This window comes from Butyricicoccus sp. Marseille-Q5471, assembly GCF_951230135.1.
GTDB lineage: Bacteria > Bacillota > Clostridia > Oscillospirales > Butyricicoccaceae > Agathobaculum.
The window spans coordinates 288,907-313,489 of the sequence record NZ_CATNVC010000001.1; the positions used below are offsets into that span (position 1 = coordinate 288,907).

Here is a 24,583-nt window from a genome sequence, read left to right on the forward strand (position 1 = left end):
TTCGGCGATGCGCTTCGCGTTGTGCAGGACAATCTGGACGCGAAAAACTACTATGCTTTCAATCCCGCCTTTGACACCCGCCGCCCCTCCCGCGGCTGCTCGACCACGATTCTCGACAGTTTGACCACTGCCGCACAGCAGGCCGAAGAAACCGCCCCAATCCCCGAATAATTCACTCCTATTTCCGCTTTGCGCGAAAAAGCCTCCCCTTTCGGGGAGGCTTTTTTCATGCACAGATTACGGACGCTGCTTGACCTCAGCCGCGAGGATTTCATCCTTACGGGCAAACAGCTCATCGCTCCACAAAGCAGATTCCAGTTTGTCTGCGCCCACGCGGTCAATCGCCGCGCCCAGACGCTCCTTCTGGTACGCATTGTCCTTAAACCACAGCATGGTCTTCTCAAGAATGGGGAAAATCTCTTCCCGCGTGATCAGACGCGACAGCGGCGTGCCGACCCGGGTATGCTTGCCCCACGTGCCGCCGACAAAGATTTGATACCGCACATTTTCCTCATGCGCGACCGCGCCGAAGGGGCACTTATCGCCACACACGCCGCAGGTTTTGCAGATTTCCGGATCAATCGCGAGCTTGCCGTCGGTCAGCTTTGCCGCCTTCATCGGGCAGCGCTTCTCAATCTGGCAAACCTTACAGCCGCGGCATTTCTCTTCATCAAACACCGGTGCGCGGTGTCCCTCAATGCCGAAATCATTCAGGCTGGGCTTCATGCAGCTGTTCGGACAGCCGCCAACTGCAATCTTAAACTTATGCGGCAGCTTGACTGCATCCCAACCAAGATAGTATTTTTCATGCAGCTCTTTGCCGAGCGCCTGCGTATCGTAGTTACCATAAATGCAGGTCGTGCCCTTGCAGGCCGCCACCGGACGAACCTTCGCCCCGGTGCCGCCAAAATACAGACCGTGCGCCTCAGCATAGGCGACAGCTTCGTCGATTTTATCATACGAAATGCCGACGATTTCCGCGGTGAGACGGGTGGTAAACGCAATTTTGCCGTTACCAAAGCGGTCTGCAATCTCTGCCACCGTTTTCAAATCGTCCGCCGTGAATACGCTGCCTGCCGGAACAATGCGGCCGGAAAACTGCTCCGTACCGCGGTTTTGCAGAAAACCCATCGCCTTGACACGAGCGATGTCGTTTGGATGAATTGCCATTTTTCTTACTCCTCCTATGCACTATGCGCAGTCACGCCTGCTTCTTTGCACAGCGTGCTGTAGAAATTCTGTGCGTCATCCACATCCTCAAATGCGGCGAGCGGCACGGTAATCGCATCTTTTTCTGCGGTCAGAATAAATAAATGGGACGCTGTTCGTTCGACATGTACAATGCGGTCGAACGGAAAGCGAGTCTCACCCTCCTTGTCGGTCAGGCGAAGGCCGTCTGTCAGCAAATCGATCTGCTTGTCTCCGCATGCGTTATTTTCGACCTGCTCCAGCGCAAGATTCACCTGCTTGTCCAAGCTCGATTTGGCCTGCGACGGTACGTAGACCACGAAGAGCGCGGCTACAATGACGAAAAGCGCCATGCCCGCAAGCGTCACACCGCCGCGCATGAAACCGACAATAACACCAAGCGCGAGCACAGCGGCTGCCCCGCCGACCTGCAGCGCACGCACGCGGCGGCGATAGGCGGGGTCACGTTTTGCAAGAAACAGGTTAAACGCCACATAATCATCCGGCGTAATGGTATAATGCATCTGCATAAAGCTCCTTCTCAGGCGTTGTCGTTGCGGTTTTCCATGGATACGATGCCGGGCACAGCCGCCAGCGACTGTGTAAACTGCGACTGCGCAAACTCATAATTCTTCGCGGGAAAGTTCGCGCGGAAGCTGATGATATATGTATTGTGCGAAGTGCGTCCAAAGGACAAATCGACCAGCGAGGCAAAGTGGCGATCCGCCAATTCGTCAACCGCGACCAGAACCTCGGACATATGCTCGCATTCCAGCTGAATATCCAGTTCAGGACGCTTGCCGTAGCGAACCGCGTGCTGAATGCTGTCGAACGCGATGAGTGTCAGAAAAATCGCAATGCCGCCGAGCAGCGTCAGCCAGTAATACCCCATGCCGGCCGCAAGACCCAGGCAGGCGACCGACCACAGGCTCGCCGCTGTTGTCAGGCCGCGCACGGAAAAGCCTTCCTTCATAATCGTGCCCGCACCCAGAAAGCCGACGCCCGAAATGACCTGCGCACCCAAACGCGCGGGGTCGGGGCCGGTGCCGAACATGGTGTTGGTATCATAATACAGCAAAGAGCCGGTAATCATCACCACACACGCGCCGAGCGCCACCAGCATATGCGTGCGCAGACCGGCCGGATGTGCCGTGCGGGCACGCTGTCCGCCGACAAAAAAACCCACCGCCATTGCCGCAAGCAGGCGCAGTGTAATATCAACCAGTGTGATTTGTCCCATGCTGTTTTGTCTCCTCTACAACGTTTCAAAATCGCTCTGCGAAAACCTTTGCACCAGTATAACATATTTGCCCCCGACGCACAAGATACTGTGTCTTGCATTTCTACGATGTATCCGTTAGAATAGCAGTAGAACTCAGCCTAAGGCTGGAAGGAAGTGCAAATTTATGCTCATTACCGCTCACTCCGGATGTGACGGCACGCCCGATAACTCGCTCGATTACGTTCGGTACGCGCTCGAACTCGGCCCGGACGCCTTCGAAATCGACGTGCACCGCCGCGCCGACAGCGTCCTCGTTATCAACCATGATGTGGATACCACCGGTGCCTATCCCGGATGCCCCACGCTACACGAGGTCTGCGCGCTTGCCGCAGCGTATCCGCACATCGGTCTGAACTATGACCTAAAGGATGCCGGACTGGAAGAAGCCGTGTGCGCGCTGCATGCGTCACTCTGCCCGGATAATGGGATTTATCTTTCGGGAACAGTATCACCCGCTATCCTGAAAAATAACCGTTCCGCGCTCGGACACGCCGTCCCCCTGCTCAATGCGGAGGAGGTTGTCGACCGATTTTACCCGCGTATGCTGGAGGGGGAATACCGTGCCTGCGGTGAAGAGGCTGCCAAAGCCTGCATCGCCTGCGGTGTCAGCGTGCTCAACGTGTTTTACTGGTGCTGTCCGGATGAATTCCTGTCCGCGCTGCGCGAGCACGGTGTGAACGCTTCGGTCTGGACGATTGAGTCCGCAAACGAAGCGCCGCATTTCTTTGCACGGGACGTGTTCAATATTACGACCCGCCGCCCCAAGGAGCTGCTCGCACTGCGCGCATAAGAAAGAGCAAAGAGGAAGCCGTTCGGCCTCCTCTTTTTTCATTTTAATAAAATTCCTTGATGTAGTCCAGCACCTGCTGCCGGTCGCCCTTGAAGGGGCCGGGGGTCTCCATCTTGAGCGAGACCAGTGCGGTCGCATACTGCAGCGCTTCGCCGACCGGCGCATGCAGACGCTCAACCAGATAGCCGGCAAAGGTCGTATCGCCGCGGCCGGAGCGGCCAACCAGACTGCGCGCCTTGACCGGACTGGTGTAAAAGTCCTTACCGTCGTAAACCAGCATCTCGGTGTTATGCGAAATCATGATTTCCTTCGCGCCGTAGGAATACAGCACCTTGGCAGCTTCAAAGCGGTCGGACAGACCGGTCAAAATCTCAGCCTCAGCCGCGTCGGTCTTGAGGTAAGTAATGTACGGGAACACGTCCTTCTTTTCGGCATAATCGAAGAACTGCATCGAGCCATCGGGCATGACCGTGCGCAGCAGGCATTGCACGTCGACCGCAACTGCGCCCTTTTCGCTTGCCTTACGAATCAGCTCCGCGCCGAAATCACCGACCATCAGGCCTGCGAAGTGGTAAATCGAGGTATCGATGTCGGGCAGCTCGTCAAAGGTAAACGGCTCGCACTGACCCAGCGCACGGCATTCGCGGCGCTCTTTATCGGCTGTAAAGTATTTATTGTGGATAGAGGTTGTCCGCGGCGCATCCTTACTGAACACATCCGCGCCCGAGCCTGCAAAAATTTGCTCCGCATCTGCGTCCGCGCTGCTCAGCTTGGTGAAAATCGCCGTTTCCGCGCCGCTGCGCGCTGCCGCCCAGCCGGACTGCACGACTGCGCCGCCGATTTCCCGCTCTTCATTTTCTTGATAATCGATGTTGATATCCAGCGAGATCGGTCCGACGACCAACGTGTCATAGTGTTTGCCCATTCCATATCTCTCCTGTCAAATAATATGGCAACATGATACCAGCAGTGTCCTGCGGGTTTTTCGCCCCAACCGCACGACATGCGCTGCTGATGGTATCATTGTAAAACAGTCGCCTTGCGGCTATTATACCATAAAATTCAAACTTTACAAGGCTGTTTTTTGGGCAATATATGTAAAAAGGCGGTGCTTTCGCACCGCCTTTTTACTTTTGAAAGCCCTTACAGAGCTGATTTGAAGTTTTTGAGCAGTTTTTGCGCATTATCGTTGTCCATAATCAAAATGACAACGTTTCCGACGTTCTCTACCAGAACATTTTCATCGCTTACGCCAACGCAAATCCACTTGTACGGATCGCAGGTTTCGCGAATGGTCTTTTTAACCGCTTCCATGTCCGTGCCGTCCTTCATGCGGGCGACAACGACCGAGTGCGCATATGAGGTAATCATGCCCTCAGACGCAAGGCCTGCTTCAATCGGCAGGTCGTTCGAACCGAGGAAGTAGCTGAGCTGGTAGGACATTCCGTCCGCGCCCATGCCCTTGTAAAGCGGCGTGCGGTTGGTGGGGCCGTTGGTCTCAACACCCTCATACACCTTATCGAGCAGCGCGGACAGCGCTGCGTCCGCCTCAATCTGATCGCCCGGCTGCGTGCTGTTTTCATCCGCCTTGTAGCCCCATTCGGATTCGCCGTACTTTTTCATGAACAAATCATAGTGCTCATTATAGCGGGAAGCATAAATGCTCTCAATCTGCGGATCGAAGGTGTAGGCCGTGCCGTCGATGGTAATTTCCGTCCAAGCGTGCACCGATTCGTTGCCCTTGGGCGAAACGCCCGTGCCCGCGATTGCCTTTGCGTCAAAGCCAACCTGACGCGCCAGATAGGTGAAGCCCGAGGCCCAAGAATAGCAGTTGCCCTTGCCGTTTGTCAGCATATTGGTGGCCTGCTCAATCTGCCAGCCGGGAATCGTCGTATCGACCGTGCCGATGCCGAGATAGCCGAAGTGCTCCTTGGCGTAATCGTACATGGCGCGCAGCTTTTCCATCTGCGTCATCTCGGACTTTACCACCTTCGTCGCAACCGCGGTCAGCAGCGTGTCCAGCTTTTCCGAGCCGGTGGTAAAGCGGCCGTCCTGATTCAGTTCAATTCCGTCCACCGTCGTGCTTTTGTCAAACTGCTTGCTGTCGTTTACATGGAACAGCTCACCAAGAACGTTGTGCCAGCCGGGTGCCAGCGTGGTCGTCTCCTTATCAAAGGTTGTCCAACGTTCAAAGTTGTCCGTCATTTCATATTTGTGGTCGGTCGTTGCTTCAATCATCGCAAGATATGCCCAGTGCGAACTCGGCACATCCGGCATGATGCGGATACCGTCACCGGTTGCAGCCATCGAGGCGTCGCCCTGACGGCCGAGCACGCGGTTAAGCAGCGTCACTGCTTCGGCGCGGGTGATAAATGCATCGGGCTTAAACGTGCCGTCTGCATAGCCGCCGACCCAGCCGTTGCCCAGCGCGACCTGAATGGCGTCATACGCCCAGTGTGCGCGGGTCACATCGGAAAAGCTCTCAGTTGAAGCAATGTCCTTATGCGGAAAACGCGACAAAATCGTGGCAAATTCGGCGCGGGTAATCGGTGCGTCCGGCTGGAACGTGCCGTCGGCATAGCCCGAAAGCAGCGAGAAGCCGGTCATCTGGCTGATTGCTTCGGCATACCATGCGGAAGCCTCCACGTCGGAGAACAGGTAATCGCCACCTGCATTTTTTTCCGCAAGCAGACCGGCAATCAGCTTGCATGCTTCGGCGCGCGTAATCGTCGCATCGGGACGGAAGGTGCCGTCGGCATAGCCATCCATGTACTGCATATGGTCGGTCGTGTTGAAGGCCGGTGTTTTCGGGTTGCTTGTATCAAGTTCCGCGGCGCACGCCGATACCGGCAGCGCAGTGGCGGCCATCAGTGCGGCGAGTGCCGCGCTGGTGAGTCTTGTTTTCATGGAATGTTATTCCCCTTTCAGATTCTCTTGCTCATTTGGACGGACCTCATCCGCCATTTGTTCCGTATCTTCAGGAGAAATTTCTTCCGCAGCATCAGAACTCTCGTGCTCCTGCCCAACGACAACCGGGATCAGCGAAGCGGCCAGCTTGCCCTTGCCGCGTGTTTTGACATAGAAAAAGCCGATAATCGAAAAAACCACGGCGCCGACAAAGTTCACCAACAAATCCTTCATCGTATCAATTAGGCCGATATCGATATAGCCGCCAGGGAACTGCATCCAGTCCTGCCCGTTGACAACCACGCTTTGAATCGGCTCATGCACCACGGTGTTCAGTCCGCTCGGATTGAGCAGCACGGAGTTGACCGTGGTCACAAGGAAGTCCTTCTGCATATCGGTGGCGAAGAACTGATCCATGCCAAATTCAAAAAACTCCCACAGCACACCAACCGTCATCGAAAAGCAAAATGCCACGATTGCCAAAAACAGCGGGGATAGTTTAAAGGAAAACCGCTCGCTGCGGTTGCACAAATCGACCAATGCAAAGCCGACCGCCGCGACGAGGAAGCCGTTGATGGTGTGCAGCATGGTATCCCACCCGGGGATAATGGTATAAAACGAATTAATTTCACCCAGAATTTCAGCCGCAAAAATGAAGCAGTAGATGATGGCCTCCATCAGCGGCGGGATGTCGATGGACAGGTGCTTTTCCATCAGCATCGGCACACAGAACAGCACGAGCGACAGCACGCATACGAACACATTTTCATATCGATGCATGAAGGCCGAGCGAATCATCGTCATTAAAATAAAGAAGGACAACACGCCGCGAATGGTCAGGCGACGGCGAGTGTGCATCGACCAACGTTCTTTGGGTTGTCCGGATGTTTGTTTTTTTGACATAAGTATTCCTTTCCCTACACGTTTTTACTAATAGTTTTATTATAGCATTCCCCGGAATAAAAGAAAAGAGACGAGTGTTCTCGTCTCCCTTCCATTTATTCGGCCTGCATCGGCGGAGACTGCTGGCCGACAATCGGTACCAGCCGCACCGCAAGCAACGCGGAAACCACACACTTGACCACATCCACCCCGATGGTCGGCAGAAAGCAGGTCAGGAACAGCGGCCATACACCAATCGGGTCGTGCAGGTAAAACGATTTGACGGCGTAAAACCATGCCACACCGAGTGCGTAAACGCAAGCCATATTGACCAGACCCGCGGCAAGATAAACACCAAATCCGCTTTTTTTGGCGTGCCGCACGACCGTTCCCGCCGCAAACGCGCCCAGTACAAAGCCGAGGATACAGCCAAAGGTCGGCTCAAAGATATACTGCGGGCCGCCGCCTTTGGTGAAGATTGGCAGCCCGAGCAGTCCCAACACGATATACGCCGCACAGGCGATCGTGCCGTATCTTCGCCCAAGCAGCAGCGCCGCCAGATTGGCGAACAGGAATTGCAGCGTGAACGGCCATACCGGAATGGGCACGCGCAGAAATGCACCCACCGCAATCAGCGCGGTAAACAGGGCGCACAGCACCAGCATACGGGTGGAAATCGGCTTTTTCATGGCTTGCAGTCCTCGCTTTCGCTTGTCTGGTGACAGTTTACCATAACCTCCCGGAATCGTCAACCGGAATTATATTTCCGGTTAACGTCGCTTGAATATCTTGACAAACGCACAAAAGCGCCATACAATAGAAAAGTACATGCGGGTGTAGTTCATCGGTAGAACGGCAGCTTCCCAAGCTGCATAGGTGGGTTCGACTCCCATCATCCGCTCCAAAGAGAAAGCACCGCTCAAGCGGTGCTTTTTGTTTTATACAGCGTCCTCTGTCCCTGCGATTGATTAGAGCAGGAACACGGCCAAAACGATGACGCCCAATATGATTCGATACCAGCCAAAAACCTTGAAATCGTGCTTTTTGATATAGCTCATCAGGAACTTGATGACCAGCACCGATACAACGAACGCCACCACCATGCCAAGAATCAATGTCATAAACTCCGCTCCCGTAAAGTGAAAGCCGAATTTCAGCATTTTCAGTGCGCTCAGTCCAAACATGACCGGCACCGCCAAAAAGAACGTGAATTCCGCCGCGGCCACGCGCGATACGCCGATGAGCAGCGCACCGATGATGGTCGCACCCGAACGTGAGGTGCCCGGAATGATCGACAGCACCTGAAACATACCGATTGCCAGCGCGGTCTGATAGGTAATATCGGACAATCGCGTCACACGCGCGGTGCGCGTCTTGTTCCAATCCTCAATCAAAATAAAGGCAATGCCGTACAAAATCAGCATCGCGGCAATCACAACCGGCGTATGCAGATGCGCCTCAATATAATCGTCAAACAAAATCGTCACAATCGCGCCCGGAATGCAGGCAACCACGACCTTAAACCAGAGCGAAAAAATATCCTTCCGCACCACCGGCTTTGCCTTGTCATGAAACTGGAACGGGAACATCCGCTTCCAGAACATCACAACCACGGCCAGAATCGCGCCTAGCTGTATGACCACGAAAAACATATCCTTAAACGCGTCGCTCATGTTCATGTGGAGAAATTCATCCACGAGCAGCATGTGTCCGGTGCTGCTGATTGGGAGCCATTCGGTAATACCCTCTACAATGCCGAGAAAAATTACCTTTAAAATTTCGATAAAATTCATTGTCTGCTATCCTCTCTGTCCTAACTGATATCGCTCTCTGCGCTTTCATCGCCGCAATCAATGAAAAGACATAATCTGATTAAAACACGAATTGCACCGGAAATCAACCGCTATCCGCGCAAGTCTCGCCGCCCGCCCTCCCATCGTTTCACCTATTGAAACGGATTGTCTACCTTTTCCTTGTGTTTTTCCGTTTCCTATGTTAGTATTTAGTTAGATAAATTAATTGAAAGGCGGCGCGACGACATGCCCGGTTCGGAACAAATCAATTCTTTTCTGGTCGATATGTTCGGCCGCGTCAACAAAATAGAGGAACGTGCCATGGCCGCCGGTCTGGGCAACTCCATCTCCATCACCGAAATTCACATTATTGAGAAGATTGGTGATATGGAGCCAATCCGCATGAGCGAGGTTGCCAAATCCATCGGCGTGACGCTCGCGACGCTGACCGTCGCCTGCGACAAGCTGGAGACTAAGGACCTGGTCTGCCGCACGCGCGACAAGACCGACCGGCGCGTTGTCAACATCACGCTGACCGACAAGGGACGCGCGGCCTACGAATACCACAAGGCGTTTCACGAGCGGATGATTGAGTCCATCATCGAAACGCTCACCCCCGAGCAGACCGCGATTCTGGGGAAGAGTCTGGAAACGCTGCAGGACTTCTTCCTTCAGCAGGAAACGTAATAACACCGCTCCGCCGACCCCGGCGGAGCGTTCTTTTGGAGGAACCCAATGAGCAACCTGATTTTTTGCCTGCAGGCCACTGTGCCGATTTTTGCAGTCATCCTGCTGGGCTATCTGCTTCGGCGGCGCGGCTTCTTTCCGGGCGAAACCGCCGCCGCGATTGATCGATTGGTCTTTAAGGTGCTGCTGCCTGTGCTGCTGTTTCGCGACATCGCGGCAGGACGCATCACCGAGCAGTTCAATCTGCGTTTTTTCCTCTTCTGCGCCGGCGCGACGACGGTATGCTTCTTCGCAAGCTGGCTGTTTGCCGCCAAAACGCTGCCCGACAAACACATGGTCGGCGCGTTCACACAGGGCGCGTTCCGCAGTTCACAGGCCGTGCTGGGTGTGGCCTTTGTGCAGAATCTGTACGGCGAAGCAGGCTTTGTGCCGCTGATGATTGTTGCGACCGTGCCGCTGTACAATATTTACTCTGTCCTTGTGCTCTCGGTCACCGCGCCGCGGGAAACGCAGTCGCATGGTGTGGTTTCGCGCACGCTGGGCAATATCATCACCAACCCGATCATCCTCGGCATTTTGGCCGGACTCCCCTTTTCTCTGCTCGGCATCGAGCTGCCGACCATCGCCGCCCGCACCATCGACAGTCTGGCCGTCTGCGGCACGCCGCTTGCCCTGCTGAGCATTGGCGCAGGTTTCGAGGGCGCAAAGGCCATCCAAAAGTTGAAGCCGACCTGCATGGCGACGCTCATTAAGCTGATTGTGATGCCCGCCGTCTTTCTGCCGCTCGGCTGGATGCTGGGTTTTCGCGGGCAGGCCGCCGTCGCCCTGCTGATTCTGTTCGGCGCGCCGAGTACGGTCAGCGGCTACATCATGGCCAAAAACATGGACGGCGATTACCGGCTTTCCTCCTCAATTATCGTGCTGTCGACCGCGCTGTCCGCCTTCACACTGACCCTTGCGCTCTATCTGATGCGCGTGACCGGAATGATATAAAAACAGCCTCCCGATGTATTCGGGAGGCTGTTTGAGTTTTTCGTCAGCAACTACCGTTTTCCGAGCAGAACTCAACCTTTTTGCCTTCGAGAATCAGGTTGGTCGTGCGTACTGCGCACATCTTGCCGCACATCGAACAGGTGTGGCGCTCGGTCGGCGGAACCTGATTGTAGAAGCGCTCCGCCTTCTCGGGATCGAGCGCAAGCGCGAACTGCGCCGGCCAGTCGAGCTTGTGACGGGCGTCAGCCATCGCATTATCACGATCGCGCGCACCCGGCAGTCCGAGCGCGATGTCGGCCGCGTGCGCCGCAATCTTGGAGGCGACGATGCCCTCGCGCACGTCGTCCAAATCGGGCAGACGCAGATGCTCTGCCGGCGTCACATAGCACAGGAAGTTTGCACCGGCCTGCGCCGCGATTGCGCCGCCGATGGCCGAAGTGATGTGATCGTAGCCGGGTGCGATATCGGTCACGAGGGGGCCGAGCACGTAGAACGGTGCACCGTGGCAAATGCGCTTCTGCATGACCATGTTGGCCGTAATTTCGTTCATTGCCATGTGTCCCGGGCCTTCGACCATGACCTGCACATCCTTATCCCACGCGCGGCGGGTGAGGTTGCCCAGCTCGATCAGCTCGGTAATCTGGCCTGCGTCGGACGCATCGTCGATGCAGCCGGGGCGCAGCGCGTCGCCGAGCGAGATGGTCACATCGTAGCGGCGCAGAATTTCGAGTACGTCGTCATAAAACTCAAAGAAGGGGTTTTCGTTGCCCGTCATCTGCATCCATGCAAACAGCAGCGAGCCGCCGCGGGACACGATGTTCATCTTGCGTCCCTCGCGCATGAAGGTCTCTACCGCGCGGCGGTTGATACCCGCGTGAATGGTCATAAAGTCCACGCCTTCCTTGGCGTGCGCCTCGACCACCTTGAGGAAATCCGCGGCGGTGATTTCAAGCAAATCCTTTTCCAGATAGCCGATTGCATCATACATCGGCACAGTGCCAATCATCGCAGAGGAATATTCAATCAATTTATTACGGAAAGTATTCGTCTTGCCGTAGTTGGACAAATCCATAATGGACTCTGCACCCATATCGATGGCCATTTTGACCTTGCCCATTTCCATCTCGTAATCCTTGCAGTCGCCAGAAATACCGAGGTTTACATTGATTTTCACGCGTGTGCCGTCGCCGACTGCCTCAGCCGACAGGCTTTTGTGGTTGATATTCGCCGGAATCGCAATCGTGCCCTTGGCAACGCGCTCCATAATATATGCAGTGGTGCGGCCTTCCTTCTTGGCGACGGTCTCCATCTCCGGGGTCACAATGCCGCGCTTGGCGGCATCCATCTGAGTCGCGTAGTTTCTCATTGTACTGCTCCTTTATACATATAAATAGTCGGCCATAACAGGCTGTAAACCTTGTTGCTCAATGGCCTGATAGACTTCATCGACCGTGCGGCCGTCCGAAATTTCAAACTGTGCATCGCCCTTGTCCGCGTTGTCCTCGCTGTGCTCGCCGATGCCGGTCGATACGCCCGCGGAAATCTTGGTCGCGGCAATACCGATCACGTTGTCGCGGAAGCCCGCACGCTCACGCGTGGAAATCGTAATGGACGCAAAGGGCATGAAAATGCGGTACGCGCAAATCACCTGCAAGAGCTGCGGCTCGTGCACGTCCTTGGGGTTAATCTTGTCGTTGTTGATAATTGGGCGCAGGCGCGGACAGGAAAAGGCGATTTCCGCGTGCGGATACTTCCGCTGCAGCAGATAAGCGTGCAGGCCGGTCGCAAATGCGTCGCGGCGGAAGTCGGACAGCCCCAAAAGCGCCGCAAAGCCAACGCCGCGAATGCCGCCCTGCAGCGCACGCTCCTGCGCGTTCAGCCGATAGGGGAAAATCCGCTTGTGCCCGCCCAGATGCAGGGTTTCGTACTTATCCGAATCGTAGGTCTCCTGAAACACGGTCACATAATCCACGCCGCACTCGTGCAGATAGGCGTATTCATCGACGTTGAGCGGATAAATCTCCACGCCGATGACACGGAAATACTTGCGTGCCAGCCGCACCGCTTCGCCGATATAGGAAACAGGCGACATGGAACGGCTCTCGCCGGTCAGCAGCAGCAGCTCCTGCAGGCCGCTCGCCGCGATGGCCTTCAGCTCCCGCTCGATTTCGTCCATGTCGAGCTTCGCGCGGCGAATCTTGTTGTGACAGTTGAAGCCGCAGTAAATGCAGTAGTTTTCACAGTAATTTGCAATGTAAAGCGGCGTGAACATCTGTACCGAGTTGCCGAAGTGCTTGCGCGTCTCTGCCTGTGCGCGGCTCGCCATCTGCTCCAAAAAGGGAAAAGCGGCTTGTGACAGCAGCGCTGCAAAATCCTCGGGCGAGAGCACGTCCCTGCCCAGGGCACGGCGCACGTCGGCGGCGGTGTAGCGGTCAAATTCTTCGGCGTTCATGCGGGAAATGACCTCGTCCTGCACTTCCGAGCCGATGTCGTCCATGCCGGTCTGATACTCCATGTGGCTGGTCTCGCGGGTGATGTACCGCGCGCCGATTACTTCATCTTTCATCGTAGCAGCGCCCCCTCAGTCCTGCAAAAAGCCGGTCAGCGGCGAGGACGCGGATGCGGTTTCCCGCACCCGGCCAAGTCCGGAGAGATACGCCGCGCGGCCCGCTTCAATTGCCTTTTTAAACGCCTCTGCCATCGCGGGAATGTCGCCCGCGGTGGCGATGGCGGTGTTTGCCATGACGGCAGCCGCGCCCATCTCCATCGCTTCGCACGCCTGTGAGGGTCGGCCGATGCCTGCGTCGACAATAATCGGCAGGTCGATTTCGTTGATGAGAATCTGGATGAACTCCCGCGTTGCCAGTCCCTTGTTGGTGCCGATCGGCGCGCCGAGCGGCATGACACAGGCCGCGCCCGCGTTGACCAGATCGCGTGCGACGTTCAGGTCGGGATACATATACGGCATGACCACGAAGCCTTCGTCCGCCAGAATTTCGGTTGCGTGAATGGTCTCCTGATTGTCCGGCAGCAGGTATTTGGAGTCGCGCATGATTTCAATCTTGACAAAATCGCCGCAGCCGCATTCGCGCGACAGGCGGGCGATGCGCACCGCTTCCTCCGCATTGCGCGCGCCCGAGGTGTTGGGCAGCAGCGTCACGCCCTCCGGAATGTAGTCGAGGATATTGGCTGTGCCGCCTTCATTGGCGCGGCGCAGGGCGAGCGTGATGATCTGCGCGTCTGCGTGCTGCACCGCCGCATTGATCAAATCGAGCGAATACTTGCCCGAGCCGAGGATGAAACGGGAGGAAAATTCGTGCCCGCCGAGAATGAGCTTGTCTTGCATGTTGGGAACAGTCCTTTCTATGTTTAGGCAGCACCGAAGCTGCAATTGAGCGGTGTCGCCTTAAGGGTTTCGCTTGCCTAAAATAAGCCGCAGCGCGGTGGTCGCCTGATGCGCAGCGCAGAGTGCAACGCGCGGGGCCATCAGCCCCAGTCCGCTGGCCACGTCGCTCTCGCCGTCACCGCAGACATACAGGTTGGCAAACCGGCGGCGCGTCATAATATCGTTCGGCGAGCCGTCGCCCGCCATGCCGCTGCCCGAAACAATGGGCATGTCCGGACAGGCGTTCAGCAGCGTTTCAATCAGCATTGCCTTTTGATCGGCACGGTCAAAGGCTTCGCAAACCAAATCACATCCCTCAAACAGCCGCACGGCGTTGGCAGGAATGACACGTTCTGTATACGCTTCGTAATATAAGTACGGATTGATTGCTTCCAGTTGTTCCTGTAACGCAACCGTTTTGGGAATACCCAAATCCCTCATCGTGTAATGCTGACGGTTTAAATTGGTCACATCGACCACGTCAAAATCGACGAGCACCAGCTTGCCCACGCCGAGCCGCGCCAGATGCACCGCGATATTCGACCCCAGACCGCCCAGCCCCGCGATGCCGACACAGGCGTTGTCGAGCTTGTGCTGGATGTCCGCACCGTGCCGTTCAACGAGCGCGGCGTGCAGTTCTTCCCGTGTCAGCATCAGCCGCCACCCACAAAGCACACGATTTCAATCGCATCGTCCTCGCACAGTGCTTCCTGCCTGAACGACGCGCGCGGCACAATCTGTCCGTTCTTCTCCACCGCGACGCGCTGCGGGTCATGGCCGAGCGATTCGAGCAGCGCCAGCACGGTTTCCAGGCCGTTTCGCGGCTGTTCCCGTCCGTTTACTTTCATTTCCATTCCTCTTTTCGCAACAAAAAAACTCCGGTTTCACCAAAATCGGTAAAACCGGAGCATACAAAATCACGTAAATTCAAGATGCGACAGCTTCCCTACGATGGTGCTAACCAACAGGTTCAAAGGGTTAGGCTCTCGCCCTCTCAGCCGTTCATCGCGGCACCCCTGCTTGCGACTTCAGTATACGCCAGCACGTTCCCCCTTGTCAAGCCCCATTTAAACGGTTATAATAAAAGAAACATATGTTCGCAAAGGAGGGTGTGCAATGGATCGAACGATTTTGCACTGTGACTGCAACTCATTTTTCGCCTCGGTCGAGACTGCGCTGCGCCCGGAGCTTGCGGCAGGGCCGATGGCGGTCTGCGGCGATCCTGAAAGCCGCCACGGCATCATTCTGGCCAAAAACGAGAAGGCCAAGGCCTTCGGCGTGCAGACAGCCGAAACCATCTGGCAGGCCAAGCGAAAATGCCCGGAGCTGACGCTCGTGCGACCGCACCGCGAGGAATACGTCAAGTTTTCGCGCCGCTGCAACGAGCTTTACCTGCAATACACCGATTTGGTCGACCCGTTCGGCATTGACGAATCCTTTCTGGATGTGACCGGCTCGCTGCACCTGTTCGGCACGGGCGAGCAGATTGCAAATGAACTGCGGCAGCGCATGAAGACGGAAATCGGGCTGAGCATCTCGGTCGGCGTGTCCTGGAACCGCGCGTTTGCAAAGCTCGGCAGCGATTATAAAAAGCCGGATGCCACCACCCTGTTCACCCGTGAAAACTACCGCGAGCTGGTCTGGCCGCTGCCGGCGAATACGCTGCTCTTTGTCGGCCCGCGCGTGGCCAAGCGGCTCGGCGACCTCGGCGTACACACCATCGGTGAACTGGCCGCCTGCGACGCGGCGTTCGTCCACAGCGTGTTCGGCAAAGCCGGAGACACCGTGCTGCGCTACGCCCGCGGCGAGGACAACGAGCGCGTGCATTCGTTTTATGAGGAGCACGCCCCGAAATCGGTCGGCAACGGCATGACCTTCCCCCGCAATCTGCTGGGTGAGGAGGAATTTCGCATGGGTCTGACCGCGCTGTGCGACAATGTCGGGCGGCGGCTGCGGGCGCACCACCTGAAATGCCAGACCGTACAGCTGCTCATCCGCGATCCGGATTTTAAGAACCGCTCGCGTCAGGTGACGCTGCCCCGCCCGACCGACTCGACGCGCGTACTGCTCGACACCTCGATGAAACTGCTGCGCGCGCACTGGCGGCCGGACAAAGCCGTGCGCATGTTGACGGTGACGGCCGCAAACCTGCTGCCGGCGGACGAGGCGGGCGAGCAGCTTTCGCTGTTCGACGGTGCGGGCAGCGTGCAGAAAATCGAGAAGCACGAAAAACTGGATCGCGCGATGGACGCACTGCGTCAGCGCTTCGGACAGGATGCGGTGCTCTACGGCCACACGGTCAAAAAGCAGCACAAAAAGGGAGAGAATGAACCGCCCGACGGAACATGACTTGAAAAGCGCGGAAAAAACAGGTAGAATAAGAGCAAACGGAATAGGGAGAGGACTGTATGAAAAGAAAACTCTGCACCCTGCTGACAGCGCTTTTGCTGATTGTGCCCGCCTTTGCGGCCGGACAGCATGTTTCGGTGGATTCGATTGGTCTTTCGGTGGATGTACCCGAAGATTTCGGCGTGTTTACACAGGAAATGGACCCCTCCGCACCCCAGCTTGCCCAGTTCGGCTTTACTTACGATGCTTGCATGCAGACGCTCAAGGACAACAACATCGTGCTGCAGGCGATTGCGCCCGATCAGAGCTATTCGGTCGTTGTCAACGTATTTGAGGACTCGCGCACGCGCGGGGAGGTCGAATATCTCCAGCTTTCCGACGAAGAACTGACCAAAATGGCCGAAAATCTGGTCGCTGCCTACGAAAAGAACGGTGTATCCTGCAAACCGATTACGCTTTACACCGAAAATCCCGCGGCGAAGTTTATGCGCATTGAGCTGACCGGCTCTACCGGCGATACCACCACTCCGCCCGTCATACAGTATGCGACAGTCGTCGGCGGTCGAGGAGTGCATTTCACACTCCTTGAGCCGAAAAGCGGCGCGTTTACCGACGAAATGGAGCAGACGCTGCTCTCCGTTGTGCGGAGCGCGGCCTTCCGCGCCGATGCAAGCGTTGCGACCGAGACCGACTTTACGCCCCTGATTGTGATTGTTTTCGCGATTGTGCTGCTCGGCGTGTTCCTCCGCCGCAAACGGCGTAAGGCTGCCGCCAAGCCGAAGGAATAATGAAAAACCGCCGCACAGCTGTGCGGCGGTTTTTCTGTTTAACTGCGCCAGGCGTCACCCAACAGGCGCACCGCCTGCGCGATCTGTCCTTCGGTCAGACCCGCATAGCCGAGCACGAGCGTTGCACGCGGCGGCTTTGCCGGCGGGGTAAAATAACCCGACAAGCCATACACCCGCACGCCTTGTGCCCGGGCGCGCTCGATGAGCGTTTGTTCGTTCATGCCGTTTTCCACCGTCAGCAAAATATGCAGTCCTGCTTCCGCGCCCGCAACCGTATACGGTACGCCCGACAATTCCTTTGCAAGCGCCGCAAGCAGTGCGTCACGCCGCTGCTGATACACCTTTCGGCTGCGGCTGATATGGCGCTCAAAGCCGCCTGTGCGCATAAACTCCGCTAGCGTATGCTGCTCAAAGCTGGGCACGGTGGACGAATAGAGCGAAAACCGCTCCCGATACTGCGCCATCAGCCGGTCGGGCAGCACCAGATAACCGATGCGCAGCGAAGGTGCAAGGCTTTTTGCAAAGGTGTTGACGTATATCACGCGGTCAGCATGGTCAAGCTCTTTGAGAGCGGGAATTGGGCGGGAGGAATAGCGGAACTCACTGTCATAATCGTCCTCAATAATGTATCGATTCTCGGCTTCGGCAGCCCAGCGCAGCAGCTCCATGCGCCGTGCGGCAGGCATGACCAGACCGAGCGGAAAATGGTGCGACGGCGTCAGATAGACCGCCGAGGCGTCACTTTTCCGCAGCGCATCGGCACGCAGACCGTCCCCGTCGAGCGGCAGCGGCCGCACGGTCGCACCGTTGTTGCCGAAAATCTGATACAGCTTGCGGTAGCCCGGATTTTCGAGCGCATAGACCCGCCCGCGCCCGAGCAGCTCAATGACCAGATGAATCAGGTATTCCGAACCCGCGCCGATCAGAATTCGCTCCGCTGACACATCAATTCCGCGAAAATCATACAAATACCGCCGAATTTGCTCCCGCAGCTCGGCAGCGCCCTGCGGGACGGCAGCACGCAGCAAACGCTCGGAATACTCGCTCAGCACGCTGCGGGACAGCCGCGCCCACGTGGAAAACGGAAAGCAGTCCGTATCGACGATGTTGGTGCGAAAGTCAAAAACGCAGTCGTCTGCCGCACGCGAAACGGGCTGCTGCTCCGATTTTGCAGGCGGCTTGGGCGCAGCAGGGGCGGACAGGCGCTGCACAAAATAGCCCCGCCGCGGCTCAGAAACGATGTATCCCTCGGCAAGCAACTGGCCGTAGGCGGTTTCCACCGTAATCTGGCTGACACGCAGGTGCGCCGCAAACTGCCGCTTGCTCGGCAGCCGATCCCCGCCGGCAAGCACGCCGGAAACGATGTCCCCCCGCACGGCGCGGTACAGCTGCTCATACAGCGGCACCGGCGCTTTCGCGTCCAAATGATAGGTAAGCATAAAAATCCCCTCCGCACTGGCATTGTTACTTTCACAATACCAATCCAAAGGGGCAATGTCAAGCCTATAATCCTTCCCACTGAAAGCGTGCCATCTCCACATGACCGTCAGCCGTGAACGCAATCCCGTCCGCTTCGAGCATGGCACGCTGCACATCGCCGCCGCCAAACGCAAACGCCGGCGAGGTTCGTCCGTCCTTAGTCACCACTCGATAGCATGGAATGCCATCGGGATCGGGATTGGCATGCAGGGCGTAGCCCACCACCCGCGCCCAGCGCGGATTGCCCGCGAGCGCCGCAACCTGCCCATAGGTCGCCACATATCCGCGAGGAATTTTTCTCACGACTTCGTAAATTTTCTCAAAAGCACCAGACATATGCGTCCCTCCCCTGTTTCACTTAATTTTATCAGGTCAACATGCCAATTTCTATACCTATGTGGCAAGAAAAAAAATGTATATTTTTAACACGCTAAATTATTGCACTATTCTGCAAAATACTATATAATAATTAGGCACAAAAGCATGTATGTAAGCTCTTCAACACTTTTTCCTTATATTTGGAAAGTGAGTGGGGAAGAAATGTAAGGAGGACAAAATAAAAATGGCACTTACAAACAACTACCTCAAGGGCGTGTACGAAACCGTACTCAAGCGCAACCCCAACGAACCCGAGTTTCAGCAGGCTGTGCTGGAAGTACTCGAAAGCTTCGAGCCTGTCGTAGAACAGCGCCCCGAGCTTGAGGAAAAGGGCATCATCGACCGCATCGTCGAGCCGGAGCGTATGGTTATGTTCCGTGTTCCGTGGGTGGACGACAACGGCAAGGTACAGGTCAACCGCGGTTTCCGCGTGCAGTATAACTCCGCAATCGGCCCCTACAAGGGCGGTCTGCGCTTCCATCCTTCGGTTTGCGCATCGGTCATCAAGTTCCTCGGCTTCGAGCAGTGCTTCAAGAACAGCCTGACCGGCCTGCCCATGGGCGGCGGCAAGGGCGGCTCCGACTTCGACCCCAAGGGCAAGTCTGACGCTGAAATCATGCGCTTCTGCCAGTCCTTTATCACCGAGCTGCAGCGCCACATCGGCCAGTTCACCGACGTACCGGCAGGCGACATCGGCGTTGGCGGCCGCGAAATCGGCTACATGTACGGCCAGTACAAGCGCCTGAACAACGAAGCTGTCGGCGTGCTGACCGGCAAGGGTCTTTCCTTCGGCGGCTCGCTGGCGCGCACCGAAGCCACCGGCTACGGTCTGTGCTACTACACCAAGGAAATGCTCGCATACAAGGGCACTTCTTTCGAAGGCAAGACGGTTGTCATCTCCGGTTCGGGCAACGTTGCAATCTATGCTGCGCAGAAGGCGACCGAGCTTGGCGCTAAGGTCGTGACTATGTCCGACTCCGCCGGCTTCATCTACGATCCCAACGGCATCAACCTCGACGTCATGAAGGACATCAAGGAAGTTCGCCGCGCACGCATCAAGGAATACGCCGATCTGGTTCCGGGCAGCACCTACACCGCAGGCGCACGTCCCTGGAACACCGTGTGCGACATCGCACTGCCCTGCGCAACCCAGAACGAGCTGGACGAGAACGACGCGAAGGCACTGATCGCAAACGGCTGCAAGTTTGTTGCCGAAGGTGCTAACATGCCCTCCACGCCGGAAGCTGTTGCACAGTTCCAGGCAAACGGTGTGTTCTTTGGCCCTGCTAAGGCTGCAAACGCCGGCGGCGTTGCAACCTCTGGTCTGGAAATGAGCCAGAACTCGCTGCGCCTGAGCTGGTCCTTCGAAGAAGTTGACGAGCGCCTGCACGACATCATGGTCAACATCTTCAAGTGCTGCGTAGAGTCTGCCGAGAAGTACGGCCACAAGGACAACCTTGTGATGGGTGCAAACATTGGCGGCTTCGAGAAGATCGCTGACGCAATGCTGGCACAGGGTATCGTATAAGTTTCCCCTTTTGCCCGCTTGAGCGCTTTAAGAGCATCGGAATTTCGATTCCGATGCTCTTTTTTGCTGCATATTAAAAACAGGATGCCGACCAAAGTCTGCATCCTGTTTTTGCGTGTCATTACCAGTTAAAATAGTAAGAGAAGGGATTCTGATCATCGCCATACTGGGAATAGCCGCCCTCACCCTGCGAAGGGGTCTGCTGCTGCTGTTCCTGCTGCTGCGACTGTGCGCTCTCGTCGGACAAGTCATGCTCGTCGGTCAGGGTGATGCTCATATCCAGGAATTTGCCGGTAGACATACGGTACACCTTGATTTTCAGTGTGTCGCCCGCCTGCTTTTCTTCCTTAATGGTGTTGATTTCATCCATGGTGGTAATCTGCTGGCCATCGACCTCAGTAATGATGTCGCCCGCCATCAGACCCTGCTGCGCTGCGGCAGCGCGTTCATCAACCGAGTAGACATAAACACCCTGCGGCACGTTGTTATACTGTGCCTTCTGCTCGGAAATGTTCTGTCCCGTGATACCAATCGACGGACGGCCTGCAATGTAGCCGGTTGCAATCAGCTGGTCGACGATTTCCTTAGCCGTATTCATCGGAATTGCGAAGCCAAGGCCTTCATAATAGCTGATACCGAGCTTCGCCGAAGTGATGCCGACGACCTGACCGTACTTGTTAATCAGCGCACCGCCCGAGTTGCCGGGGTTGATGGATGCGTCGGTCTGAATCAGCGTCATAACGCGGTCATCAATCGTAATGTCGCGGTTGATTGCCGAAATACGGCCGCCGGTGATGGTGTTGGCCAGCTCCAGACCGCCGGGAGAACCGATGGCATATGCATACTCACCGGGTTCCAGCTCGTCGGAATCGCCGAACTCCGCCGCTGTCAGCTTGATATTGGTGTCAATCTTCAGCACGGCAAGGTCGGTTTTGGCATCCGTGCCCTTGACCGTAGCTTCGATTTTGGTGCCGTCGGACATCTGCACGGCAACTGCCTGCGCGCCCTCAACGACGTGGTTGTTGGTGATGATGTAGCCATCCGCACTCATGATAACGCCCGAGCCGGTGCCACCGCCGTCCAGCGAGGTGGAAATGACGCTGACGATGGAGGGATTGACCTTTTTATAGATTTCCTCGCCTGCCAGACCGTTAACCACATCGTAATTATCGGGATCGTAATCCGGCTTCTGCGCGATCTGCACGGTCGGCATATTGCCTGCCTGCGTTGCGGAGCTTGTGTTGTCCGGCGAATTGCCACCTGCGACCACATGGCCAAGCATTGCGCCGCCCGCAAACAGCAGGCACGCTGCCGCAACCGAGCACAGCGCAATGACCGGGCCGTTGGCGCGTTTTTTCTTCTTCGGCGGCTGCTGCGGCGGAGTCTGATCAGCGTAGGGCGGCTGCTGCGGCTGTTCATTCTCCTGCGGCGGCGTTTGATATACCGGATGCTGCACCGGCGTCTGATGCGGGGTATGCGGTTCCTCTGCGGCCATCGGCGTCTGTTCCGCCTGCGCTGCCGGCGCCTCGGTGTACGGAGCTGCCGGCTCAGGGGATTCCGGCTGCGCCGGCTCTGCGTCGTACGCCTGCGGTACGGCAGGCTCCTGATTTACTGTCTGTGCGTCCTGCGGCACGGTCGGCTCCGTGTAAGGCGGCTGCGGCTGCTGGTTCTCGCTATGCTCATCGCCGCGCGGTGCGGACGCGAATTCGTTGTTGTTATCCATAATCCTGACCTCCTGCTTGGTTTATGGCTTTATTGTACAAGGTCATTGTGGTGTTTTATTGAAAACAATGTGAACGGTTTTTGAACATTATCGTTATGCCTTCGGTAAATTCGCAGCGGGTACGAGCGGCAGGGTGAACTCAAACTCAGTCTCGCCGCCGTCCGAGCGCACCGAAATTTCGCCGCCATGCAGGTTAATAATGTTCTTGACGATATACAGACCCAGTCCCGCGCCGGTTTTGTCCATCGAGCGTGAACGGTCAGCCTTGTAAAAGCGGTCAAAGATATGCGGCAAATCCTCCGCGGAGATTCCTGTGCCCGTGTTGGTAATGGAGAACGCGCAGAAGGTTTCCTCGGGATGCGCGCGCAGCGTAAGCCGGCCGCCGTCCTCGGTGAATTTGACCGCGTTGTCTACCAGATTGTAAACCGCGCGGAACACATGATCACGGTCGCCCATCACGAGCAGGCGCTCGGTCAGCTCGCAGTCGACTTCGATATGCCGCGCTTCAATTTTCTGCTCAAACGAGAGGATAATTTGCGTTGTCATCTCGGAGAAATCAAAAGGCGCAGGGTTGAGCAGCAGTTCGCCCGACTGGATTTTCGCCGCATCCAGCATACGATTGACCATACGGGACAGGCGGCGCGTTTCCTCCGCAATGATGCGCAGGTACTTATCGTGCTGCTCGGGCGGAATCGTGCCGTCGACCATGCCGTCGACAAAGCCGCCGATGGTCGTCATCGGGGTTTTGAATTCATGGCTCACGTTGCCGATAAAGCCGCGCGTCAATTCCTCAAGCTGGTCGAGATCGCGCGCCATATTGTTAAAGGATACCGCCAGCTCGTCAATTTCAATACAGTGGTTATCCTCCGGCACGCGCACGTCGAAATTGCCTGCGGCAAACTCCTTCGCGGCGCCTGCAATCGTCTTGAGCGGACGGGTCATGTGGCGCGAAATGATGAATGAAATAATCAGCGCACAGGTCAGTGTGACCATAATAATCAGCAGCAGCGTCTGCGTCGAATGACGAATCACGCCTGCCACCACCGTGTCCTGCGTGGAGACAAACACCATGGCGCTCAGGTTGCCCGCATCATCCTTCACGCCTGCGCCCACACCATAGGTGGAAGCCTCGGCGAACACGCCCATTGAGCCTACTTCGGCGTAGGTTCCGGTCATGCGCACCTGCCGGGCGGCCGGTTCTGCGATCTGATAGCCGGGATTGTCTGCAATCGTGCCGTCGGTCAGCACAATCATGCGTACTTTGCCCTCTGCATCCGCCACCAGAATGGTGATTTCATCCTCCTCGGCAATGCGGGCCAGGGACAGGCGGTAAATCTGCTGCACATCTTCCAAGCCGTTGTCAAACATGAGCTTGGTCTGCGCGGCGATGCTGGACACCGTTGTGCGCAGCTCTGTCTGCTTGGAGGACAGCGCGTAGCTGCTCATTTGATAATAAAACGCACCGCCTGCCAGCGCAAACGCCATCAGAATCAGCAAAAAATGTGCAATATAGTTATTGAAGAAAAAGGTGTGTCTACCCATGGATTACTCCTTGGTCTCAAACTTGTAGCCAACACCCCAGACCGTCTTGAGCTCCCACTTATCCGAAACGCCCTCCAGCTTTTCGCGCAGGCGCTTGACATGTACGTCAACCGTACGGGTGTCGCCGAAGTAATCAAAGCCCCATACATCGTCCAGCAGCTGTGCGCGGGTGAATACGCGGTTGGGGCTGGACGCGAGAAAATACAGCAGCTCAATTTCCTTGGGCGGTGCGTCCACGCGCTTGCCGCCAATGATCAGGTCATAGGCCTGCTTGTCGATGGTCAGATTGTCGAACGAAATCTTCTCCGCCGTTTCCTCCGGCGTCATGCGGCGGAACACCGCACGCACGCGGGCAATGACCTCGCGCATATCGAGCGGCTTTACGATATAATCGTCCGCACCCATTTCCAGACCGCCGACGCGATCCATCGTTTCACCCTTGGCGGTCAGCATAATAATCGGCACATCGCTGTCCGCACGGATTTCCTTGCACACAGCCCAGCCGTCCATCACAGGCATCATTACATCGAGCAGCAGCATGTCGGGCTTTTCACTTTTCCAGCAGCGAATGCCCTCTACACCGTTTGCAGCCTCGATTACGGCGTAACCCTCGCGCTCCAGATACAGGCGCAGCAGTTCCCGGATATTTTCTTCGTCCTCAACGATCAAAATCTTTTTCGCCATAGAATCCTTCTCCATTTCATGATATGTCTTTATTATACCGCCATTTTATGGCGATTGCATTAACAATCTGTGAAAAACATAGGAATGACGCCCACGCATACGGCGCGGGCGCCAAGGAATGAAGAGATGTTGTCAGTTTGAAGCGCAGGGGTTTGGAAGAACCTTATGTTATTATTATAATATCACTTCAATGTTTTAAGGTCAA

At 56.3% G+C, this 24,583-nt stretch carries 25 protein-coding genes, 1 tRNA gene and 1 riboswitch; of the genes, 8 read left to right on the plus strand and 18 right to left on the minus strand.

Going from position 1 to position 24,583, the window contains the following annotated elements:
- Positions 1-21 precede the first annotated feature (21 nt).
- Positions 22-171 carry a hypothetical protein gene (locus QOX26_RS01475; protein WP_283673111.1) on the plus strand — a complete coding sequence of 50 codons (150 nt, stop codon included), beginning with the start codon at positions 22-24 and terminating at the stop codon, positions 169-171.
- 66 nt (positions 172-237) lie between these two features.
- Here QOX26_RS01475 and QOX26_RS01480 read toward each other — a convergent pair whose 3' ends face one another.
- From QOX26_RS01480 to QOX26_RS01490, 3 genes are read right to left on the minus strand one after another with little or no spacing between them, the layout of a single operon-like run.
- Positions 238-1,170 carry a (4Fe-4S)-binding protein gene (locus QOX26_RS01480; protein WP_283673112.1) on the minus strand — a complete coding sequence of 311 codons (933 nt, stop codon included), beginning with the start codon at positions 1,168-1,170 and terminating at the stop codon, positions 238-240.
- 14 nt (positions 1,171-1,184) lie between these two features.
- Positions 1,185-1,718 carry a YcxB family protein gene (locus tag QOX26_RS01485; protein WP_283673113.1) on the minus strand — a complete coding sequence of 178 codons (534 nt, stop codon included), beginning with the start codon at positions 1,716-1,718 and terminating at the stop codon, positions 1,185-1,187.
- Between the two features lie 11 nt (positions 1,719-1,729).
- A complete protein-coding gene (locus QOX26_RS01490) occupies positions 1,730-2,428 on the minus strand; it encodes an MgtC/SapB family protein (protein WP_283673114.1) in 699 nt (232 codons plus the stop codon).
- Between the two features lie 166 nt (positions 2,429-2,594).
- On the opposite strand from QOX26_RS01490, the gene QOX26_RS01495 reads away from it, so the two are divergent.
- Positions 2,595-3,260, plus strand: coding sequence for a glycerophosphodiester phosphodiesterase (locus QOX26_RS01495; protein ID WP_283673115.1), 666 nt, complete (start codon positions 2,595-2,597; stop codon positions 3,258-3,260).
- Positions 3,261-3,303: 43 nt separating this feature from the next.
- On the opposite strand, the gene QOX26_RS01500 is transcribed toward QOX26_RS01495, so the two are convergent.
- The 4 genes from QOX26_RS01500 to QOX26_RS01515 form a co-directional block, all read right to left on the minus strand.
- Positions 3,304-4,185 carry a PfkB family carbohydrate kinase gene (locus tag QOX26_RS01500; protein WP_283673116.1) on the minus strand — a complete coding sequence of 294 codons (882 nt, stop codon included), beginning with the start codon at positions 4,183-4,185 and terminating at the stop codon, positions 3,304-3,306.
- A gap of 218 nt (positions 4,186-4,403) precedes the next feature.
- Positions 4,404-6,167, minus strand: a complete 1,764-nt coding sequence (locus QOX26_RS01505; RefSeq protein WP_283673117.1) for an S-layer homology domain-containing protein — start codon at positions 6,165-6,167, stop codon at positions 4,404-4,406.
- A 6-nt stretch (positions 6,168-6,173) separates the two neighbouring features.
- Positions 6,174-7,070, minus strand: a complete 897-nt coding sequence (locus tag QOX26_RS01510; protein WP_283673118.1) for a hypothetical protein — start codon at positions 7,068-7,070, stop codon at positions 6,174-6,176.
- Between the two features lie 95 nt (positions 7,071-7,165).
- Positions 7,166-7,738, minus strand: coding sequence for a biotin transporter BioY (locus QOX26_RS01515; protein ID WP_283673119.1), 573 nt, complete (start codon positions 7,736-7,738; stop codon positions 7,166-7,168).
- 141 nt (positions 7,739-7,879) lie between these two features.
- On the opposite strand from QOX26_RS01515, the gene QOX26_RS01520 reads away from it, so the two are divergent.
- Positions 7,880-7,953 (plus strand) — tRNA-Gly (locus tag QOX26_RS01520).
- Between the two features lie 64 nt (positions 7,954-8,017).
- Here the strand turns inward: QOX26_RS01520 and QOX26_RS01525 are convergent.
- Positions 8,018-8,842 carry an undecaprenyl-diphosphate phosphatase gene (locus tag QOX26_RS01525; RefSeq protein ID WP_283673120.1) on the minus strand — a complete coding sequence of 275 codons (825 nt, stop codon included), beginning with the start codon at positions 8,840-8,842 and terminating at the stop codon, positions 8,018-8,020.
- 246 nt (positions 8,843-9,088) lie between these two features.
- Here QOX26_RS01525 and QOX26_RS01530 point away from each other — a divergent pair, with 246 nt between their 5' ends.
- Positions 9,089-9,529 (plus strand): MarR family winged helix-turn-helix transcriptional regulator, encoded by a 441-nt coding sequence (locus QOX26_RS01530; RefSeq protein WP_283673121.1) that lies wholly within the window; start codon positions 9,089-9,091, stop codon positions 9,527-9,529.
- Between the two features lie 48 nt (positions 9,530-9,577).
- The gene (locus QOX26_RS01535) at positions 9,578-10,522 is read left to right on the plus strand and encodes an AEC family transporter (RefSeq protein ID WP_283673122.1); all 945 of its coding nucleotides are present in this window, start codon (positions 9,578-9,580) and stop codon (positions 10,520-10,522) included.
- 43 nt (positions 10,523-10,565) lie between these two features.
- On the opposite strand, the gene thiC is transcribed toward QOX26_RS01535, so the two are convergent.
- From thiC to thiS, 5 genes are all read right to left on the minus strand, one after another.
- Positions 10,566-11,888: a phosphomethylpyrimidine synthase ThiC gene (gene thiC / locus QOX26_RS01540; protein ID WP_283673123.1), complete on the minus strand. Its 1,323-nt coding sequence runs from the start codon at positions 11,886-11,888 to the stop codon at positions 10,566-10,568.
- Between the two features lie 12 nt (positions 11,889-11,900).
- A complete protein-coding gene (thiH, locus tag QOX26_RS01545) occupies positions 11,901-13,037 on the minus strand; it encodes a 2-iminoacetate synthase ThiH (RefSeq protein ID WP_442870200.1) in 1,137 nt (378 codons plus the stop codon).
- Between the two features lie 66 nt (positions 13,038-13,103).
- On the minus strand, positions 13,104-13,868 hold the full coding sequence (locus QOX26_RS01550; RefSeq protein ID WP_283673125.1) for a thiazole synthase: 765 nt from the start codon (positions 13,866-13,868) through the stop codon (positions 13,104-13,106).
- Positions 13,869-13,928: 60 nt separating this feature from the next.
- Positions 13,929-14,561, minus strand: a complete 633-nt coding sequence (gene thiF / locus QOX26_RS01555; RefSeq protein ID WP_283673126.1) for a sulfur carrier protein ThiS adenylyltransferase ThiF — start codon at positions 14,559-14,561, stop codon at positions 13,929-13,931.
- Entirely contained in the window at positions 14,561-14,761 is a 201-nt protein-coding gene (thiS, locus tag QOX26_RS01560; RefSeq protein WP_283673127.1) for a sulfur carrier protein ThiS, read from the minus strand. The genes thiF and thiS overlap by 1 nt, the downstream gene beginning before the upstream one ends.
- Before the next feature lie 71 nt (positions 14,762-14,832).
- A riboswitch (TPP riboswitch) is annotated at positions 14,833-14,935 on the minus strand.
- A gap of 88 nt (positions 14,936-15,023) precedes the next feature.
- Here thiS and QOX26_RS01565 point away from each other — a divergent pair.
- Positions 15,024-16,256 (plus strand): DNA polymerase Y family protein, encoded by a 1,233-nt coding sequence (locus QOX26_RS01565; RefSeq protein WP_283673128.1) that lies wholly within the window; start codon positions 15,024-15,026, stop codon positions 16,254-16,256.
- Between the two features lie 59 nt (positions 16,257-16,315).
- Positions 16,316-17,044 carry a hypothetical protein gene (locus tag QOX26_RS01570; RefSeq protein WP_283673129.1) on the plus strand — a complete coding sequence of 243 codons (729 nt, stop codon included), beginning with the start codon at positions 16,316-16,318 and terminating at the stop codon, positions 17,042-17,044.
- A 38-nt stretch (positions 17,045-17,082) separates the two neighbouring features.
- Here the strand turns inward: QOX26_RS01570 and pdxR are convergent, their stop codons facing one another.
- Both pdxR and QOX26_RS01580 read right to left on the minus strand, forming a co-directional pair.
- Complete coding sequence (gene pdxR, locus QOX26_RS01575; protein WP_283673130.1) at positions 17,083-18,483, minus strand: MocR-like pyridoxine biosynthesis transcription factor PdxR; 1,401 nt, start codon at positions 18,481-18,483, stop codon at positions 17,083-17,085.
- A gap of 64 nt (positions 18,484-18,547) precedes the next feature.
- On the minus strand, positions 18,548-18,859 hold the full coding sequence (locus QOX26_RS01580) for an MGMT family protein (protein WP_283673131.1): 312 nt from the start codon (positions 18,857-18,859) through the stop codon (positions 18,548-18,550).
- A gap of 226 nt (positions 18,860-19,085) precedes the next feature.
- On the opposite strand from QOX26_RS01580, the gene gdhA reads away from it, so the two are divergent.
- On the plus strand, positions 19,086-20,429 hold the full coding sequence (gdhA, locus tag QOX26_RS01585) for an NADP-specific glutamate dehydrogenase (protein WP_283673132.1): 1,344 nt from the start codon (positions 19,086-19,088) through the stop codon (positions 20,427-20,429).
- A 121-nt stretch (positions 20,430-20,550) separates the two neighbouring features.
- Here gdhA and QOX26_RS01590 read toward each other — a convergent pair whose 3' ends face one another.
- From QOX26_RS01590 to QOX26_RS01600, 3 genes are all read right to left on the minus strand, one after another.
- On the minus strand, positions 20,551-22,152 hold the full coding sequence (locus QOX26_RS01590; protein ID WP_283673133.1) for a S1C family serine protease: 1,602 nt from the start codon (positions 22,150-22,152) through the stop codon (positions 20,551-20,553).
- Between the two features lie 93 nt (positions 22,153-22,245).
- Entirely contained in the window at positions 22,246-23,694 is a 1,449-nt protein-coding gene (locus tag QOX26_RS01595) for a sensor histidine kinase (RefSeq protein ID WP_283673134.1), read from the minus strand.
- A 3-nt stretch (positions 23,695-23,697) separates the two neighbouring features.
- The gene (locus QOX26_RS01600) at positions 23,698-24,378 is read right to left on the minus strand and encodes a response regulator transcription factor (RefSeq protein ID WP_283673135.1); all 681 of its coding nucleotides are present in this window, start codon (positions 24,376-24,378) and stop codon (positions 23,698-23,700) included.
- Between the last annotated feature and the right edge of the window lie 205 nt (positions 24,379-24,583).

Bases quoted from the DNA above. Each gene is read 5' to 3' on its own strand.
- QOX26_RS01570 (WP_283673129.1), top strand. From the start codon at position 16,316: ATGAAAAGAAAACTCTGCACCCTGCTGACAGCGCTTTTGCTGATTGTG.
- gdhA (WP_283673132.1), top strand. From the start codon at position 19,086: ATGGCACTTACAAACAACTACCTCAAGGGCGTGTACGAAACCGTACTC.
- QOX26_RS01530 (WP_283673121.1), top strand. From the start codon at position 9,089: ATGCCCGGTTCGGAACAAATCAATTCTTTTCTGGTCGATATGTTCGGC.
- QOX26_RS01490 (WP_283673114.1), bottom strand. From the start codon at position 2,428: ATGGGACAAATCACACTGGTTGATATTACACTGCGCCTGCTTGCGGCA.
- QOX26_RS01495 (WP_283673115.1), top strand. From the start codon at position 2,595: ATGCTCATTACCGCTCACTCCGGATGTGACGGCACGCCCGATAACTCG.
- QOX26_RS01595 (WP_283673134.1), bottom strand. From the start codon at position 23,694: ATGGGTAGACACACCTTTTTCTTCAATAACTATATTGCACATTTTTTG.
- QOX26_RS01550 (WP_283673125.1), bottom strand. From the start codon at position 13,868: ATGCAAGACAAGCTCATTCTCGGCGGGCACGAATTTTCCTCCCGTTTC.
- QOX26_RS01485 (WP_283673113.1), bottom strand. From the start codon at position 1,718: ATGCAGATGCATTATACCATTACGCCGGATGATTATGTGGCGTTTAAC.
- thiF (WP_283673126.1), bottom strand. From the start codon at position 14,561: ATGCTGACACGGGAAGAACTGCACGCCGCGCTCGTTGAACGGCACGGT.
- QOX26_RS01580 (WP_283673131.1), bottom strand. From the start codon at position 18,859: ATGTCTGGTGCTTTTGAGAAAATTTACGAAGTCGTGAGAAAAATTCCT.
- QOX26_RS01500 (WP_283673116.1), bottom strand. From the start codon at position 4,185: ATGGGCAAACACTATGACACGTTGGTCGTCGGACCGATCTCGCTGGAT.
- QOX26_RS01600 (WP_283673135.1), bottom strand. From the start codon at position 24,378: ATGGCGAAAAAGATTTTGATCGTTGAGGACGAAGAAAATATCCGGGAA.
- pdxR (WP_283673130.1), bottom strand. From the start codon at position 18,483: ATGCTTACCTATCATTTGGACGCGAAAGCGCCGGTGCCGCTGTATGAG.
- thiS (WP_283673127.1), bottom strand. From the start codon at position 14,761: ATGGAAATGAAAGTAAACGGACGGGAACAGCCGCGAAACGGCCTGGAA.
- QOX26_RS01565 (WP_283673128.1), top strand. From the start codon at position 15,024: ATGGATCGAACGATTTTGCACTGTGACTGCAACTCATTTTTCGCCTCG.
- thiH (WP_442870200.1), bottom strand. From the start codon at position 13,037: ATGGAGTATCAGACCGGCATGGACGACATCGGCTCGGAAGTGCAGGAC.
- QOX26_RS01510 (WP_283673118.1), bottom strand. From the start codon at position 7,070: ATGTCAAAAAAACAAACATCCGGACAACCCAAAGAACGTTGGTCGATG.
- QOX26_RS01590 (WP_283673133.1), bottom strand. From the start codon at position 22,152: ATGGATAACAACAACGAATTCGCGTCCGCACCGCGCGGCGATGAGCAT.
- thiC (WP_283673123.1), bottom strand. From the start codon at position 11,888: ATGAGAAACTACGCGACTCAGATGGATGCCGCCAAGCGCGGCATTGTG.
- QOX26_RS01505 (WP_283673117.1), bottom strand. From the start codon at position 6,167: ATGAAAACAAGACTCACCAGCGCGGCACTCGCCGCACTGATGGCCGCC.
- QOX26_RS01480 (WP_283673112.1), bottom strand. From the start codon at position 1,170: ATGGCAATTCATCCAAACGACATCGCTCGTGTCAAGGCGATGGGTTTT.
- QOX26_RS01535 (WP_283673122.1), top strand. From the start codon at position 9,578: ATGAGCAACCTGATTTTTTGCCTGCAGGCCACTGTGCCGATTTTTGCA.
- QOX26_RS01515 (WP_283673119.1), bottom strand. From the start codon at position 7,738: ATGAAAAAGCCGATTTCCACCCGTATGCTGGTGCTGTGCGCCCTGTTT.
- QOX26_RS01525 (WP_283673120.1), bottom strand. From the start codon at position 8,842: ATGAATTTTATCGAAATTTTAAAGGTAATTTTTCTCGGCATTGTAGAG.